The following is a 13,311-nucleotide window of genomic DNA, read 5'->3' as shown; positions in this document are numbered from 1 at the left end:
AGCCAGGATCAAACTCTCAGGTTGAACTCACCGCCACTGCCGGGACCGAAACCCCGAACACCGGCGATGATCAACGGGAACCGTCACCCAAGACAGTCCCGAGAACCTAAGCTTTGAACCATGTGATTCTCTGCGTAGCTTCCAGGATGCTCGACTAACAGCTCCGATATGTGCCCCGAACCGGGCCATACCGCGCCGCCGCCTGCGCATCCCTTCTCTCATACGATCAACTTGTCAAAGATCCGGGCGATTTCGAGAACCGAAACCACAGGCCCATTTGCAAAATGGGCCGAAACTCTTGCCTCAACCTTAAACCCGGAGACAGAATTTCGACGCGCTACAGCGCGTCGTTCGATCCATCCTCGGTGGGCTGATCCCTCTGCGTGTCGGCGGCGTCGGCCACCAGCGCTTCGGTGAGGCGGTATATAGACCCGGCGGTTTTGGCCCGCAACAGAAAAAGCTGCCACGGGGTGAAGTTTTTTTGACCGGCGCGTGACACCCCCTGGTCAGGCCAAGCCCAGTTCCCGCAGTTCGGCGAGGATATGGGGCGGCAACTCCCCTTCCGGCCCTGCGTCGTCCAGGTCGGGGGGTGCCGCGTCCGGCTCGAGGTAGCGCCAGCCTTGGAACGCCTTCTTGGATTGCGGCAGGGTCGCGACGAGCGTGGGGTCCAGGATGATGCGGCACCAGGTCTCCCCTTCGTCGCCGTCCATCATCTCGAAATCGAGCACCCGCTGCCGGCAGCGGACCTGGCCCTTGATGACCCAGTAGATGGACCCGCCGTCCGTGACCTCGTCGGGCCGCCTCGGCTTGCGTCGGGTGTACGCCGGAACGACGGCGACGCCGTCGCGGACGAACCGCCGTCCCTGCTGGACTTCGGCGAGATGGTCGGGATCGCTGATGCCGACCGCCAGTTTGATCAGGTGAATGGGCATGGAGTCCGAAAAGCTGGCGATGATCGTGTGACCAGCACCAGATAGCATACCGTGCCGCCGGATACAGGGGGCGCGCGAGTAAACAGATATGTGCCCGTTTCGAGCCTTGGGGAAAGGTGCCGAGCGGCGACCGTGACCTTGCATGGTTCCTGGTGAACGGGAGCATGCCACGACCGACTCTCTACCCGATAGAACACTTCGCCCACCAATCTTTCCGGTCGTGGCGATGATGATCACGGAACCGTGGTAGTAGTTCTCCGGTCTTGGGAGCATAATCCGTGGAGTTCGGCAAATATCGTTATCCAGCCGACGCATCGCCTCCTATGATCCGCCGCGGCCGATCAGGCCCGACGGGAAGCCGTACGGTACGCGGACTTGGCAGAGCGAGGCTTGATGACGTCCTTTGACCTGATCGTAGTCGGAACCGGCTTCGGGTCTTCCTTCTATCTGCACAAATATCTTCAGCACGCGAGGAGCGATGCGCGCATCCTGGTGCTGGAACGCGGAGGGAGCCAGGACACGAACTGGCAGGTGGCCGAGCGGCGGAATTCCGACATCGACCATACCGCCACTTTCCTCAAGCAGGGGATGCCCGACAAGGCGTGGCGCTTCACCATCGGCTTCGGCGGCGGCTCGAACTGCTGGTGGGCGTGTACGCCGCGCATGATGCCCAACGATTTCAGGCTGAAAAGCCTGTACGGTGTCGGGCGCGACTGGCCGATCTCCTACGACCAGCTGGAACCCTGGTACCAGGAAGCCGAGGAGATCATGGCGATTTCCGGTTCCGACACCGGCACGCCCTTTCCCCGCTCAAAGGCCTACCCCCAGCCGCCCCACCGCTTCACCGACCCGGACCGGCTGCTGAAGGCGGCGTACCCCGACGGCTGGTTTCCGCAGCCGACGGCGCGGGCCAGGGTCGCCACGGAGTCGCGGGCGGCCTGCTGCGCCAACGCCGTCTGCAATCTCTGCCCGATCAGCGCCAAGTTCACGGTAGCCAACGACCTGGCCGGCCTGTACCGGGATGATCGCGTCACCCTGCTGCTCCGGGCGGAAGCGCTCGCCGTCGAGACAACGGGCGGGATGGCGACCGGAGTGGTCTATCGCCGGGACGGAGCCGAGCATACCGCGCGGGGCGATCTGATCGTGCTGGGCGCCAACGCCATATTCAACCCGTTCATCCTGATGAAATCCGGCCTCGACCACCCGCTCCTCGGCCGGCGCCTGCACGAGCAGACGTCCGTCGACGCGCTGGTGTATCTGGACGGCGTGGATAATTTCCAGGGAAGCACGTCGATCACCGGTCACGGCTACATGCTCTATGACGGGCCGCACCGGTCCCGGTACGGAGCCTGCCTGATCGAGAGCTGGAACCGTCCCGAATTCCGCAACGAGCCCGGCCGCTGGAGGCAGATCCAGCTGCTGAAATGCATCGTCGAGGACCTGCCCCTGGAACGGAACCGCGTCGCCCTCTCGACCGAGCACCCGGACAAACCCGTCCTTCACTTCGAATCCCGGAGCGATTACGCGATGCGGGGCATTGCCGCGCTGGACGAGGCGCTGCCCAGGATCCTGGAAAAGCTGCCGGTCGAGCGCGTGGAGATCAAACGGCCCGTCAACGTCACGGAGGCGCATGTCCTGGGCACCACGGTCATGGGCGACGACCCGTCCGACAGCGTCATCGACGGCGACTTGGTGCACCACCGGGTCCGCAACCTGATCGTCGTGGGAAGCGGAGCGTTCCCGACCGGCGCCCCGGCAAATCCGTCCCTCACCATCAGCGCGCTGGCGCTCCGCGCCGCCGAACACCTGCATCGCCCCGGAGGGCGTTCCTCATGATGCGGCTGTCCCGAAGGGCCCTGCTCGTCGGAGGCGGGGCCGTCGTCGCCGTCACCGGCCTGGTCGGCGGAGTCGTGGCGAAGAACATCGACCCTGCGGAAGCCCTGATCCGCGCCGTGCTCCGGGACCGCTTCCCGGATATCCAGGTGACCGAGGACGATCTCAGCCGCTTCGCGTCGGATTACCTCACCCACAAGGTAGCCCCGGAGGAAGTCTGGCTGCTGCGCCTGGCGGGATCGATGCCCGGCGTGAGCCTCAGCCACCAGCTGAGGGACCGCCTTCCGGGCGGCGTACGGGACAAGCTTGCGGCGTTCGAGAACAGCGTCATGAACATGTTCCTACTGTCGACCGACTTCTTCCTTCGCGGGCCCGAAGCCGGGCCGGTGGTGAGCTACGTCGCCTACGCCGACCCTCTGGTCAATCCCTGCATGAATCCCCTGGCCCGTTTCGACGCCTGACGGCGGGTCTGGGTCGTTCAAGACCGAGGGTGCGTCCATCCGGTCAGGGGACTTCACCGACCATCAGGACCTTTTTCCTTTCGAGGAAGGCGGCGTCGTCGAGTTTCGTCACGGAGTTGACGTAGCGGTGGGTCCGGAGAGCCGACGCCGCGCAAGCCGCCTCCTCGACGGCACACCATTGCGCCCGCCGCTCCCCGATCAGTTTTTCCGCATGCTCGTTTCGAAGGTAGAAGCGCGTGCGGTCGACGACCACCGGCTGGTAGTCGTTTCGGAACTCGGGGATCGCGTAGATCTTCGAGTTCACGCCCCAGTGCTGATGGACCTCGATCGCATCCGGCCGCTCCTCGGCCAGGATGGCCGGCAGGGCCGCGTAACCCTGCCTCGCCAGCTTCCGGCTCGCCAGGAGGCCGAGGTCCACGACGCGGATCCGATCGCAGCACAGGGCGAGGCCGCCGACGTCGGGGGTGGCGAAGGTGATCATGTCCCTACCGAGCAGCCGTCTGAGGTGATCGACCGCGAGCCCGGTCCTGCGATAGGTCTCGGGAGTCGTGCCGTAGGCCTCCGCGACCTCGCCGCCGCCGCCGGACAAGGTCCGTGCCATCTGGGCGATCGGCTGCCTGGCGCTGACGATCCAGCTGAACAGGATCGTGAGGGCGCACACCGCGACCAGGGCCGGGCGCGCGGAAACCGTCCGGGCCGGGTCCGCCAGCCTGTCGTAAACGAGCCCGAAGATGAGCAGGACGAAAGGCAGGGCGAGGAACTGCATCCGGCCCACATAGCCCCAGTTCTTCCCGATCAGGATGGCGAACAGCACGACGGCGGCGACCGGGGCCGCAAGGGCAAGCACGTCGTTCCGCGCAGATCCCAGAGCTCGGAGCCGACCGGACAGCCCGCTCCACGGGATGATGAGCAGTGCCGACACCGCCAGGACCATGGGAAACAGCGTCGCCGTGATCTCGACGGCGGCGATCAGGCGGAGCTTGACACCCTGGAGGCCGGACAGGCTGTACGGGACGTGCATCTTGGCATGTACGGGATTCGGGAAGACGTCCCCGAAAACCGAGTACCGGACGATGGCATGCAGGCCGACGACCGCCATGCCGGCGGCCGCCAGGAGGATGAAGCTTCTGTACCGCCCCCGGAGGAGGAGCGGCGTCAGCAGCGCCGCGTAATAGATCATCGCCTCGAAGCGGGCGGTCAGAAAGACGACGATGGCCACGGCCAGGAGCAGACGGTTCTCCCGAACGTACAGCGCATGGAACAGCGCAAGCCCCGTGGCCGTCAGAAGCGTCATCTCCATGCCGTTAGACACCTCCGACACCGCCGGCCCGAACAGGGAGAAGACGAGCAGGATCGCAAGCCTGGTCCGCGGGCGCAGGCCGAGATGCCGGGCGATCAGCCAGACGAGGACGGTGGCGACGCCGAGGAACAGTCCGGCCGCCATCTGCGAGGCGTGGATCGCCCCTTCGAAGCCGGGCCGGAAAAGCGCCATGGCGGCGTTGATCAGGAACCACGCGGTGGAGGAGTATCCCTCGACCACCTCCGAAACGGACGTGAGCGCGATGAGGCCGCTTTCCGCGAAGGTGCGCGAGTAGGCGAGCGTGATCGCTCCGTCGTCCCAGGCATGGACCCCGACCAGGCGGGTGATGAGCACGATCATGACGAACTGCGTCCCGAGGGCCAGCGCCAACTCGGGGAACGGCGACCGCGCCATGACGCTCTCACGTGTCATGATTGCCGGCGTCAGGGGATCAGTCCGCATTGCGGTCCCGCGATTATGTCAGACGCGCGATCCTACGCGGAACACCGGTCATCGGTTGCCATGAATAGGGATATCCGTCGAACTCGCCCGGATTAGACAGGCCCGTCGCGATCAGGGCGGTCCGTAAGGCGAAGGGCGATGACCCAACACCTTCGAGCCGAGTTCCAAGGGATCAGGCGGCGATCTGGTTGATGCCGCGGCAATGGGCCTCGAACGCGTCGGAGATGAATTCCGGCCGCTTGTAGTAGCCTTTGATCCAGCTCGCCAGCATGCACAGTTCCTCAAGCTTCACGATCTCGTCGAGCGTGCCTTCGGGAAATCTGATCTGGAAGCTTTCGGCGATGAACTCCAGCACCTGCTCGACCTGCTCGATGGTAAGCCCCATGTCGGTCTCGAGAGTGGCTGTCCGGACCAGGATCTTCTCGTCGATACCGAACTCGTCCCGGATCAGCTTCACGATCCAGCGGAACATGTTCATCCAGTTCTTGACGTCTTCTGTGGATCTCGACATGGGTTCCATCAACCCACGCCGGGACAGCGGGGCCTCGTTCGGATCGAATTCACAACAGGTTAGCGCAATTCCGTTAAAAAAAGTTGTCAGCCCGATCGGACAAAAGCAGTAAAGACGCTAGGCGTTAGGTCAGGGAATCCATCCGGTAAGGCGCCACCACAGGAAGTTCAACGGCGTCAGGACCGCCAGGGTGACCAGTGCCAGCGGGATCGACAGGCGGAGCGCCTCGGCGACCCGGACATTCCCGAGTTGGAGGGCCACCACCAGCGGCGGCACCTGGTAGGGAAAGAAGACGACCGAGAAGCCCACCACCTGCGTCATGATGACCGTCACCAGCGGCCAGCCCGTGGCGCCCGCCAGTTCGCCGGCCAGGGGAGACAGGATCGCTGGCAGGCCGGGCATGGTCGATATGACGCCCAGCGCCGCCGCGGCCCCCGTCAGGGACGCGAAGTTGAGCGCATCCGCCCCGGGTTCGAGGGGAATGACCGCGAGCAGCCCGGCGCTGAGCACAGCGCCCAGCCCGCTATGGGTGACCAGGGCGGCCATCCCCAGCACGCCGGCCACATAGATGAGCGAGGCGAAATTGACCGAGCGGCTGAACTCCGCCGCCGGCACCAGGCCGCTGACCGGCATCAGGCAGACCAGGGCCGCCGTCAGCCCGACCCAGGCGGGTGAGATGCCGTGCAGGAAGTCGGTCGTCCAGAACCCCAGCGTCACCACCAGGATGGCCGCCAGGCGGCGCTCCGCCGCGGAGAGCGGCCGCCGTTCCCGCTCCCCGGCAGCTGGATCGGGCCGGTCGGGGAACAGCCTGCACAGCAGCGCCACCAGCACGACGCCCTTCAGCAGGCCGGTCACCGGCATGTGGAGCCACAGATAGCCGCCATAGGTCAGGGTCACCCCGAAGACCGTCTCGACCGTGCCGGCCATGACCATGTTGGGAACGTTCGCCGGCAGGATCGCCGCCGGGATCATGTAGGTGCCGAACGCCGCGGCCAGCACCATGGCGGTCCGTCCGCGCCGCCCCGCAACGAACCCGACGCGGTCGGCCAAGGCCAGGACGATCGGCAGCAGCAGGACGACCCGGCCCATGGTCGAGGGCATCAGGAAGGCGATGCCGCCGGAGATCGCGACCACCCCGGCGATCAGCCGGGGATAGGACGAGGCCAGGGCATCCACCAGCGTCCTGGCCAGCCGCTCGCCCAGTCCGGTCCGGGTCACCGCGACTCCGACCACGAGGCCGCCGAACACCAGCCACCAGGCGGTCGACTGGAATCCGGCGAAGATCACGTCCGGCGGCGCGATCCGCGCCAGCATGGCCAGCGTGAAGAACACCAGGGCGGTCACGAATTCGGGGACCACGCCGGTGGCCCACAGCCCGACGGTGAGAACCACCAGCCCGGCCGCCCGCCCCGTCGGCGGCTCCAGCCCGAACAGGGCCGGCACCAGGGCGAGCAGCGCGGCGAGGATCGCGGCGAAGGCGGCCAGGACGGGGGCGACGGGCAGCGGCCGGCGCACCCGGCCGGAAGCGAGGACGCTCAGGATGCGGCTCCCGCCATGGCGCGGCCGACCTTGGAGGCGTTGGGCCGCCCGAGCCGTTCGGAGATCCAGACGCCGGTGGCGGCGACCCGGTCCAGGTCCACGTCCGTTTCGATGCCGAGGCCGTTCAGCATATAGAGCACGTCCTCGGTCGCGACGTTGCCGGCGGCGCCCTTGGCGTAGGGGCAGCCGCCCAGGCCGGCGACCGAACTGTCGATCACGCCGATCCCGGCCTCCAGGGTCGCCAGGATGTTGGCGAGCGCCTGGCCGTAGGTATCGTGGAAATGGACCGCCAGCCGGTCGATCGGCACCGCCCGGACGACGGTGTCGATCAGGTCGCGCGCCTGCCCCGGCGTGCCGACGCCGACCGTGTCGCCCAACGAGACCTCGTAGCAGCCGAGCTTCATCATGCGCTCGGACACGTCGGCCACGACCCCGGGCTCGACCGGCCCCTCGTAGGGGCAGCCCAGGACGCAGCTGACATATCCCCGGACGCGGATGCCCTGGCGCAGCGCGGTCTCGACGACCGGCCGGAAACGCTCGAAGCTCTCGTCGATCGAGCAGTTGATGTTCTGGCGGCTGAACGACTCGGACGCGGCGCCGAAGATCGCGATCTCGTCCACGCCGGCGGCCATCGCGGCCTCCAGGCCCTTGGCATTGGGCACCAGCACCGGATAGGAGACGCCGGCGCGGCGATGGATGCCGGCCAGCACCTCGGCGGTGTCGGCCATCTGCGGAACCCATTTGGGAGAGACGAAGGCACCGGACTCCACGACCGGCAGGCCGGCCTCGGTCAAACGGTCGATCAGCTCGATCTTTACCGCCGCCGGAACGATCCCCTTTTCGTTCTGCAGACCGTCGCGCGGGCCGACCTCGACGATCTTGATCTGGCTCTTCAGCCCGGTGAAGGAGCCGGTCGTTGGATTTGCCATTTCAGACCTCCGTCATGGCGAACGCGATGCGGAGCTGGAGCCCCGATCCGCGATGGATGGTTCCGGCAGTGAAACAGATCTCCGCCGCCTTGTATGCCGGCCGAATGCGCATCTCCCGCCTGATCACCGCGCCGGTCGTTCCGATGGCTGATGATCGCGCTGAAGCCGAACGGCAGCAGCAGGATTCCCAGCAGGATCTCGGCCGCGGTGATCAGGCGGGAGAAGCCGGTATGCGGCTGGATATCGCCGTAACCCACGCTGCTGGGCGTGACCAGGGAAAAGTGGAGGCTCTCCGGAAAGGTGATGTCCCGGGGCACGCCGCCGGACCAGGGAGGTTTCCCGCCCCGATGATTCCTATACGTGCCAAGCCGACCGGTCCAGTGCGGCACCGTGTCCGGAACCGCCCCGGCCCTCCCCTGTTGGGTGCTTCTACCGGGTAGGGCCTTTGCCGGATCCGCCCTGCCCCAGTGACAGAGGACACCATGCTGAACCACTTGAGCATCGATCAGATCAAGCAGATCGCGGAACTTTCCAACGAGTGCCGGGCGATCCGCGACCTTATCCTGAACAAGACGTACCAGACCGACGTCGACGAGGTGCCCCGAGCCAAGGGCGAGCGCAACCCAAGCTCGTTCGACAGCCTGGAAGTGGTCGAGGCGGCGGACGACAGCGGCAAGTACCAGCGGCTGCGCGGCATGATCGCCGACCTGCCGCAGGATGCCCAGATCGAGCTGCGGGCGGTGATGTGGGTCGGCCGCGGCGATTTCGCGGCCGGCGAATGGGACAAGGCGATGGCCCGGGCGGACGGCAGCGCCAGCGAGACGGCGATCGACACCATGGCGGAGAAGGCCGACCTGCACGACTACCTGATGAAGGGACTGTACAAGCTCGACCTGCTCTGATTCCCGCGATGCCGCTGGCGCGCGGCGGCTACCAGCCGCCGCGCGCCAGCCACTGCTCCACCTGGTGGAGCCGGTCGGCACCCCAGAACGCCTCCCCGTCCACGATGAAGAAGGGGGCGCCGAACACGCCGCGCCGGATCGCCTCGTCGGTTTCCGCCCGCAGCCGGTCCTTCACCACTGGGTCCTGGATCCCGGCCGCCAGGTCGGCGGCGTCGATGCCCAGCGGTCCCGCGGCTTCCGCTACCTGATCGGCCGTGGTCATGTCCCGTCCCTCGCCCCAGTGGGCGTGATAGACCGCCTTGGCGAGATCGCGGGCTTTTCCGGGATCTCGCCCCTCGAGCCACCAATAGGCCCGCGACGCCGCCAGCCCGTTGAGCGGCACCTTGGCCGGCATGGTCATCGGCACGCCCAGCAGCCGCGCGAATCGCGGCGCGTCGTGGGACAGGTAGTCGCCGCGCAGCGGCTGCTCCATCACCGGCTTCATGCCGCTGACCTTGAACACCGCCCCCAGCAGGATCGGGCACCAGCGCACCTTGCGGCCATGGCGTTCCGCGATCCCGTCGATCTGGGTGGCCGCGAGATAGCCGTAGGGTGAGGCGAAGTCGAAATAGAAGTCGATCGGTGCGGTCATCGGCGCGTTTCCCCTGATTTTCCGAGCACCCTATCGGGCTCGGCGGACCGGGACAAGCACCCTTAGACCGGCTTTACCTTGGCGTCGAACGAGTAGCCGAGGCCGCGTTCGGTCCGGATGATCTGGGGCTCCTTCGGGTTCGCCTCGATCTTGCGGCGCAGGCGCAGGATCAGAACGTCGATGCTGCGGTCGAACACTTCCGCCCCGTCGATCCGGGTCAGGTCCAGCAGCTGGTCGCGCGACAGCACCCGCTGGGGCTGCTTCACGAAGGCGGCCAGCAGGGCGAACTCCGCCTTGGTCAGGTCCACGTCGCGGTTGTCGGGCGACGTCAGGCGCTGCGATGTCAGGTCGAACCGCCAGCCGGCGAAGCTGACGGAGGCCCGCAGCCCGTCGGCACCGCGCGCGGCCCCCTCCCCCACCCGGCGCAGCACGGCCTTGATGCGGGCCAGCAGTTCGCGCGGGTCGAACGGCTTGGTGAGGTAATCGTCGGCGCCCAGTTCGAGCCCGACGATCCGGTCGACCGCCTCCACCTTGCCGGACAGGATGATGACCGGAAGCTGGCTGTCGGCCCGCAGCTGCCGGACCAGCGCCAGCCCGTCGCCGTCCGGAAGCCTGAGGTCGAGGAGGATCAGGTCGACCGGTTCCGCCGCCAGCACCCTCTCCATGGCGGCCCCGGTCGCCGCCAGCGATACCCGGAAGCCCTCCCGGGTCAGGTACTCGGAGAGCATGTCCTGGACCTGTTCGTCGTCATCGACGGCAAGAATATGTGTCACGATACCCGGCCCGGATTGACGATGTCGCCAGGCCGCGGGAAAAGCCCCGGACCTACTCCCCGAAAGAGATAGGCCAACATGAGATCGACACGCAACAGCGGTCGAACCCCGGGGCGTGCGTCCTTTTGGATCGGGGCGTTCCGGGCCGCCGTATCGGACGGTCAGTCCTCGGCGGCGATCTGCCGGCCGATGATCAGCCGCTGGATGTCGCTGGTCCCTTCGTAGATCTGGCAGACCCGGACGTCGCGATAGATCCGCTCGACCGGGAAATCCTCCAGGTAGCCGTAGCCGCCGTGGATCTGGATCGCGTCGGAACAGACCCGCTCGGCCATTTCGGAGGCGTAGAGTTTCGCCATGGCGGCCTCCTTCAGGCAGGGGACGCCGGCGTCGCGCAGGGATGCCGCGTGCAGCACGAGCTGGTGGGCCGCCTCGATCCGGGTGGCCATGTCGGCCAGGCGGAACGACACGGCCTGGTGCTCGATGATCGGCACCCCCATGCTGCGCCGCTCCTTGGCATAGGCCAGGGCGTGCCGGTATGCCGCGCGGGCCATGCCGACGGACTGGGCGGCGATGCCGATGCGCCCTCCCTCCAGGTTGGCGAGCGCGATGCCGTAGCCGCGGCCCTCCTCGCCGAGCATCAGGTCCGGCGTCAGGCGGCAGCCCTCCAGCACGATCTGCGCCGTGTCGGAGCAGCGCTGGCCCAGCTTGTGCTCGATCCGGGCGACGGTGTAGCCGGGCGTGCCGGTCGGCACGATGAAGGCGCTGATGCCCCGCTTGCCCGCCGTGGGATCGGTCACCGCGAAGACGATCGCGACTCCGCCGTTCCGCCCGTTGGTGATGAACTGCTTGGTGCCGTCCAGGACCCAGTGGTTGCCGTCCCGCCGCGCCCGGGTGCGGATCGCCGCGGCGTCGGACCCGGCCTCCGGCTCGGTCAGGCAGAAGGCGCCCAGCATCTCGCCCCGCGCCATCGGGCGCAGGAACCGCTCCTTCTGGTCGGGCGTGCCGAACTTCAGGATCGGCATGCAGCCGACCGAGTTGTGGACGCTCATGATGGTGGACACGGCGCCGTCGCCGCCGGCGATCTCCTCCAGCGCCAGCGCGTAGGAGACGTAGTCGGAGCCGGCGCCGTCCCACTCCTCCGGCACGACCATGCCGAGCAGGCCGAGCCTGCCCATCTCGGCGAGCGCTTCCGCCGGAAAGCTCGACGTGCGGTCCCATTCCGCCGCGAAGGGAGCCAGCCGCTCGGCCGCGAACTGGCGCGCCATGTCGCGCACCATGGCCTGTTCCTGGGTGATCAGCATGTTTCCCGCCCCATGTCCATACCTTGATCCGTGACGCGCCGCGCCGTCACTTCTATTTCGATCTTCATGCGGGGATCGATCAGGCCGCAGACCACGCAGGTCGCCGCCGGCCGGATCTCCCCGAACACCTCGCCCAGCACGGGATGGAGGGCATCCCAATAGGACGCGTCGGTGATGTAGTAGCGCGCCCGCACCACGTCCTCCAGGCCGGCGCCGGCCTGGGCCAGCGCCGCCGCGATGGTGCGGAAGGTCTGGCGCGCCTGCTCCGCCACGCCGTCGGGGATCGTGCCGGCGGCATAGTCGAACCCGGTGGTGCCGGCCACGAAGATCCAGTCGCCGTCCACCACCGCACGCGAGTAGCCGGCGATCCGCTCGAACTCCGAGCCGCCGGAAATCAGCCTGCGCGCCGTCATTTCCCGGTACCGCCTTCCGTCAGTTCAGCCGCTCGACCGCCATGGCCGTCGCCTCGCCGCCGCCGATGCACAGCGACGCCACGCCGCGCCTGAGGTCGTGCTTCCGCAGCGCCGCCAGCAGCGTCACCAGGATGCGGGCGCCCGACGCTCCGATCGGGTGGCCCAGCGCGCAGGCGCCGCCATGGACGTTTACCTTGTCGTGGGGCAGGTCCAGCTCGCGCATCGCCGCCATGGCGACGACGGCGAAGGCCTCGTTGACCTCGAACAGGTCGACGTCGCGGGCCTGCCAGCCGACCCGGTCGAACAGCTTGCGCATGGCGCCGACCGGCGCGGTGGTGAACCAGCCCGGCGCCTGGGCGTGGGTCGCGTGGCCGGCGATCGCGGCCAGCGGCGTGACGCCGCGGCGCTCGGCCTCGGACCGGCGCATCAGCACCAGCGCCGCCGCACCGTCGGAGATCGAGCTGGAATTGGCGGCGGTCACCGTGCCGTCCGGGCGGAAAGCCGGCTTCAGGGTGCCGATCTTGTCCGGCACCGCCTTGCCCGGCTGCTCGTCGCGGGTCACCGTCGCCTCGCCCTTGCGGGTCCGGACGGCCTGGGGGGCGATCTCGGCGTCGAAGGTGCCGTCCTCGACCGCGGTGCGGGCGCGGGTCAGCGAGGCTACCGCATAGGCGTCCTGGGCCTCGCGGGTGAACTGGTAATGCCGGGCGCAGTCCTCGGCGAAGGTGCCCATCAGGCGGCCCTTGTCGTAGGCGTCCTCCAGCCCGTCCAGGAACATGTGGTCGAGTACCCGGCCGTGGCCCATGCGGTAGCCGCCTCGGGCACGGTCCAGCAGGTAGGGGGCATTGGTCATGCTCTCCATGCCGCCCGCCACCATCACCGCATTGGTGCCGGCGGCGATCAGGTCATGGGCCATCATCGCCGCCTTCATGCCGGACCCGCACATCTTGTTGATGGTGGTGCAGCCGACCGACTCGGGAATGCCGGCGCCGAGCGACGCCTGGCGGGCCGGCGCCTGGCCCAGCCCGGCCGGCAGGACGCAGCCCATGATGACTTCGTCGACCTGGTCCGATGCCAGCCCGGCACGCTCGACGGCGGCGCGGATCGCGGTGGCACCCAGTTCCGGCGCGGTGGCGGTGGCGAGTTCGCCCTGGAATCCGCCCATGGGCGTGCGCACGGCGGCGGCGATGACGATCGGGTCACCGTCCGGATATCGGCTGGTCATGGGATTCCCCCTCGGTTGTTCGCTCCGGCTGTCCCGCCGGTCAGGCCCCGATGTGACCCGACCAGCCGCCTTCGCGCAAGCGATCGATGAGGGAAACCGGTA

At 67.7% G+C, this 13,311-nt stretch carries 14 protein-coding genes and 1 rRNA gene (1 of these 15 running past the window's edge); 3 read left to right on the top strand and 12 right to left on the bottom strand.

The window, feature by feature from the left end:
* Positions 1-24, bottom strand: a 16S ribosomal RNA gene (locus IGS68_RS00495); it reaches 1,467 nt to the left of the window's first position.
* 482 nt (positions 25-506) lie between these two features.
* On the bottom strand, positions 507-932 hold the full coding sequence (locus tag IGS68_RS00490) for a DUF1489 family protein (RefSeq protein ID WP_201076498.1): 426 nt from the start codon (positions 930-932) through the stop codon (positions 507-509).
* A 393-nt stretch (positions 933-1,325) separates the two neighbouring features.
* Here IGS68_RS00490 and IGS68_RS00485 point away from each other — a divergent pair, with 393 nt between their 5' ends.
* On the top strand, positions 1,326-2,768 hold the full coding sequence (locus IGS68_RS00485; protein WP_201076496.1) for a GMC oxidoreductase: 1,443 nt from the start codon (positions 1,326-1,328) through the stop codon (positions 2,766-2,768).
* Positions 2,765-3,226, top strand: a complete 462-nt coding sequence (locus tag IGS68_RS00480) for a hypothetical protein (protein ID WP_201076494.1) — start codon at positions 2,765-2,767, stop codon at positions 3,224-3,226. Before IGS68_RS00485 ends, IGS68_RS00480 begins: the two co-directional genes overlap by 4 nt.
* Before the next feature lie 43 nt (positions 3,227-3,269).
* Here IGS68_RS00480 and IGS68_RS00475 read toward each other — a convergent pair whose 3' ends face one another.
* From IGS68_RS00475 to IGS68_RS35285, 5 genes are all read right to left on the bottom strand, one after another.
* Positions 3,270-4,958: a hypothetical protein gene (locus IGS68_RS00475; RefSeq protein ID WP_201076492.1), complete on the bottom strand. Its 1,689-nt coding sequence runs from the start codon at positions 4,956-4,958 to the stop codon at positions 3,270-3,272.
* A 202-nt stretch (positions 4,959-5,160) separates the two neighbouring features.
* Positions 5,161-5,499 (bottom strand): acyl carrier protein, encoded by a 339-nt coding sequence (locus IGS68_RS00470; protein WP_201076490.1) that lies wholly within the window; start codon positions 5,497-5,499, stop codon positions 5,161-5,163.
* A gap of 129 nt (positions 5,500-5,628) precedes the next feature.
* Positions 5,629-7,014 carry an SLC13 family permease gene (locus IGS68_RS00465; protein ID WP_247881112.1) on the bottom strand — a complete coding sequence of 462 codons (1,386 nt, stop codon included), beginning with the start codon at positions 7,012-7,014 and terminating at the stop codon, positions 5,629-5,631.
* Positions 7,015-7,034: 20 nt separating this feature from the next.
* Positions 7,035-7,967 (bottom strand): hydroxymethylglutaryl-CoA lyase, encoded by a 933-nt coding sequence (locus IGS68_RS00460; protein ID WP_201076488.1) that lies wholly within the window; start codon positions 7,965-7,967, stop codon positions 7,035-7,037.
* Complete coding sequence (locus tag IGS68_RS35285) at positions 7,931-8,284, bottom strand: potassium channel family protein (protein WP_247881111.1); 354 nt, start codon at positions 8,282-8,284, stop codon at positions 7,931-7,933. The genes IGS68_RS00460 and IGS68_RS35285 overlap by 37 nt, the downstream gene beginning before the upstream one ends.
* A gap of 165 nt (positions 8,285-8,449) precedes the next feature.
* Between IGS68_RS35285 and IGS68_RS35280 the strand changes: the two genes are divergently transcribed.
* Positions 8,450-8,869, top strand: coding sequence for a DUF3775 domain-containing protein (locus IGS68_RS35280; protein ID WP_203098717.1), 420 nt, complete (start codon positions 8,450-8,452; stop codon positions 8,867-8,869).
* Between the two features lie 28 nt (positions 8,870-8,897).
* Here IGS68_RS35280 and IGS68_RS00450 read toward each other — a convergent pair whose 3' ends face one another.
* The 5 genes from IGS68_RS00450 to IGS68_RS00430 all read right to left on the bottom strand — a co-directional run bounded on the left by IGS68_RS00450 (position 8,898) and on the right by IGS68_RS00430 (position 13,209).
* A complete protein-coding gene (locus tag IGS68_RS00450; RefSeq protein ID WP_201076486.1) occupies positions 8,898-9,500 on the bottom strand; it encodes a 2-hydroxychromene-2-carboxylate isomerase in 603 nt (200 codons plus the stop codon).
* A gap of 62 nt (positions 9,501-9,562) precedes the next feature.
* Entirely contained in the window at positions 9,563-10,273 is a 711-nt protein-coding gene (locus IGS68_RS00445; RefSeq protein WP_256445743.1) for a response regulator, read from the bottom strand.
* A 161-nt stretch (positions 10,274-10,434) separates the two neighbouring features.
* Positions 10,435-11,574 carry an acyl-CoA dehydrogenase family protein gene (locus IGS68_RS00440; protein WP_201076484.1) on the bottom strand — a complete coding sequence of 380 codons (1,140 nt, stop codon included), beginning with the start codon at positions 11,572-11,574 and terminating at the stop codon, positions 10,435-10,437.
* Positions 11,568-11,987: a RidA family protein gene (locus tag IGS68_RS00435; protein WP_201076473.1), complete on the bottom strand. Its 420-nt coding sequence runs from the start codon at positions 11,985-11,987 to the stop codon at positions 11,568-11,570. Before IGS68_RS00435 ends, IGS68_RS00440 begins: the two co-directional genes overlap by 7 nt.
* 19 nt (positions 11,988-12,006) lie before the next feature.
* Entirely contained in the window at positions 12,007-13,209 is a 1,203-nt protein-coding gene (locus tag IGS68_RS00430) for an acetyl-CoA C-acetyltransferase (RefSeq protein ID WP_201076467.1), read from the bottom strand.
* Positions 13,210-13,311: the final 102 nt, after the last annotated feature.

The organism is Skermanella sp. TT6, from assembly GCF_016653635.2.
GTDB classification, from domain to species: domain Bacteria; phylum Pseudomonadota; class Alphaproteobacteria; order Azospirillales; family Azospirillaceae; genus Skermanella; species Skermanella cutis.
This window is presented reverse-complemented; position numbering and strand designations above follow the sequence as displayed.

Excerpts from the sequence above, each read along its gene's own strand:
- IGS68_RS00435 (WP_201076473.1), bottom strand. The coding sequence starts at position 11,987 with ATGACGGCGCGCAGGCTGATTTCCGGCGGCTCGGAGTTCGAGCGGATC.
- IGS68_RS00470 (WP_201076490.1), bottom strand. The coding sequence starts at position 5,499 with ATGTCGAGATCCACAGAAGACGTCAAGAACTGGATGAACATGTTCCGC.
- IGS68_RS00485 (WP_201076496.1), top strand. The coding sequence starts at position 1,326 with ATGACGTCCTTTGACCTGATCGTAGTCGGAACCGGCTTCGGGTCTTCC.
- IGS68_RS00490 (WP_201076498.1), bottom strand. The coding sequence starts at position 932 with ATGCCCATTCACCTGATCAAACTGGCGGTCGGCATCAGCGATCCCGAC.
- IGS68_RS00460 (WP_201076488.1), bottom strand. The coding sequence starts at position 7,967 with ATGGCAAATCCAACGACCGGCTCCTTCACCGGGCTGAAGAGCCAGATC.
- IGS68_RS00450 (WP_201076486.1), bottom strand. The coding sequence starts at position 9,500 with ATGACCGCACCGATCGACTTCTATTTCGACTTCGCCTCACCCTACGGC.
- IGS68_RS00475 (WP_201076492.1), bottom strand. The coding sequence starts at position 4,958 with ATGACACGTGAGAGCGTCATGGCGCGGTCGCCGTTCCCCGAGTTGGCG.
- IGS68_RS00480 (WP_201076494.1), top strand. The coding sequence starts at position 2,765 with ATGATGCGGCTGTCCCGAAGGGCCCTGCTCGTCGGAGGCGGGGCCGTC.
- IGS68_RS00430 (WP_201076467.1), bottom strand. The coding sequence starts at position 13,209 with ATGACCAGCCGATATCCGGACGGTGACCCGATCGTCATCGCCGCCGCC.
- IGS68_RS00440 (WP_201076484.1), bottom strand. The coding sequence starts at position 11,574 with ATGCTGATCACCCAGGAACAGGCCATGGTGCGCGACATGGCGCGCCAG.
- IGS68_RS35280 (WP_203098717.1), top strand. The coding sequence starts at position 8,450 with ATGCTGAACCACTTGAGCATCGATCAGATCAAGCAGATCGCGGAACTT.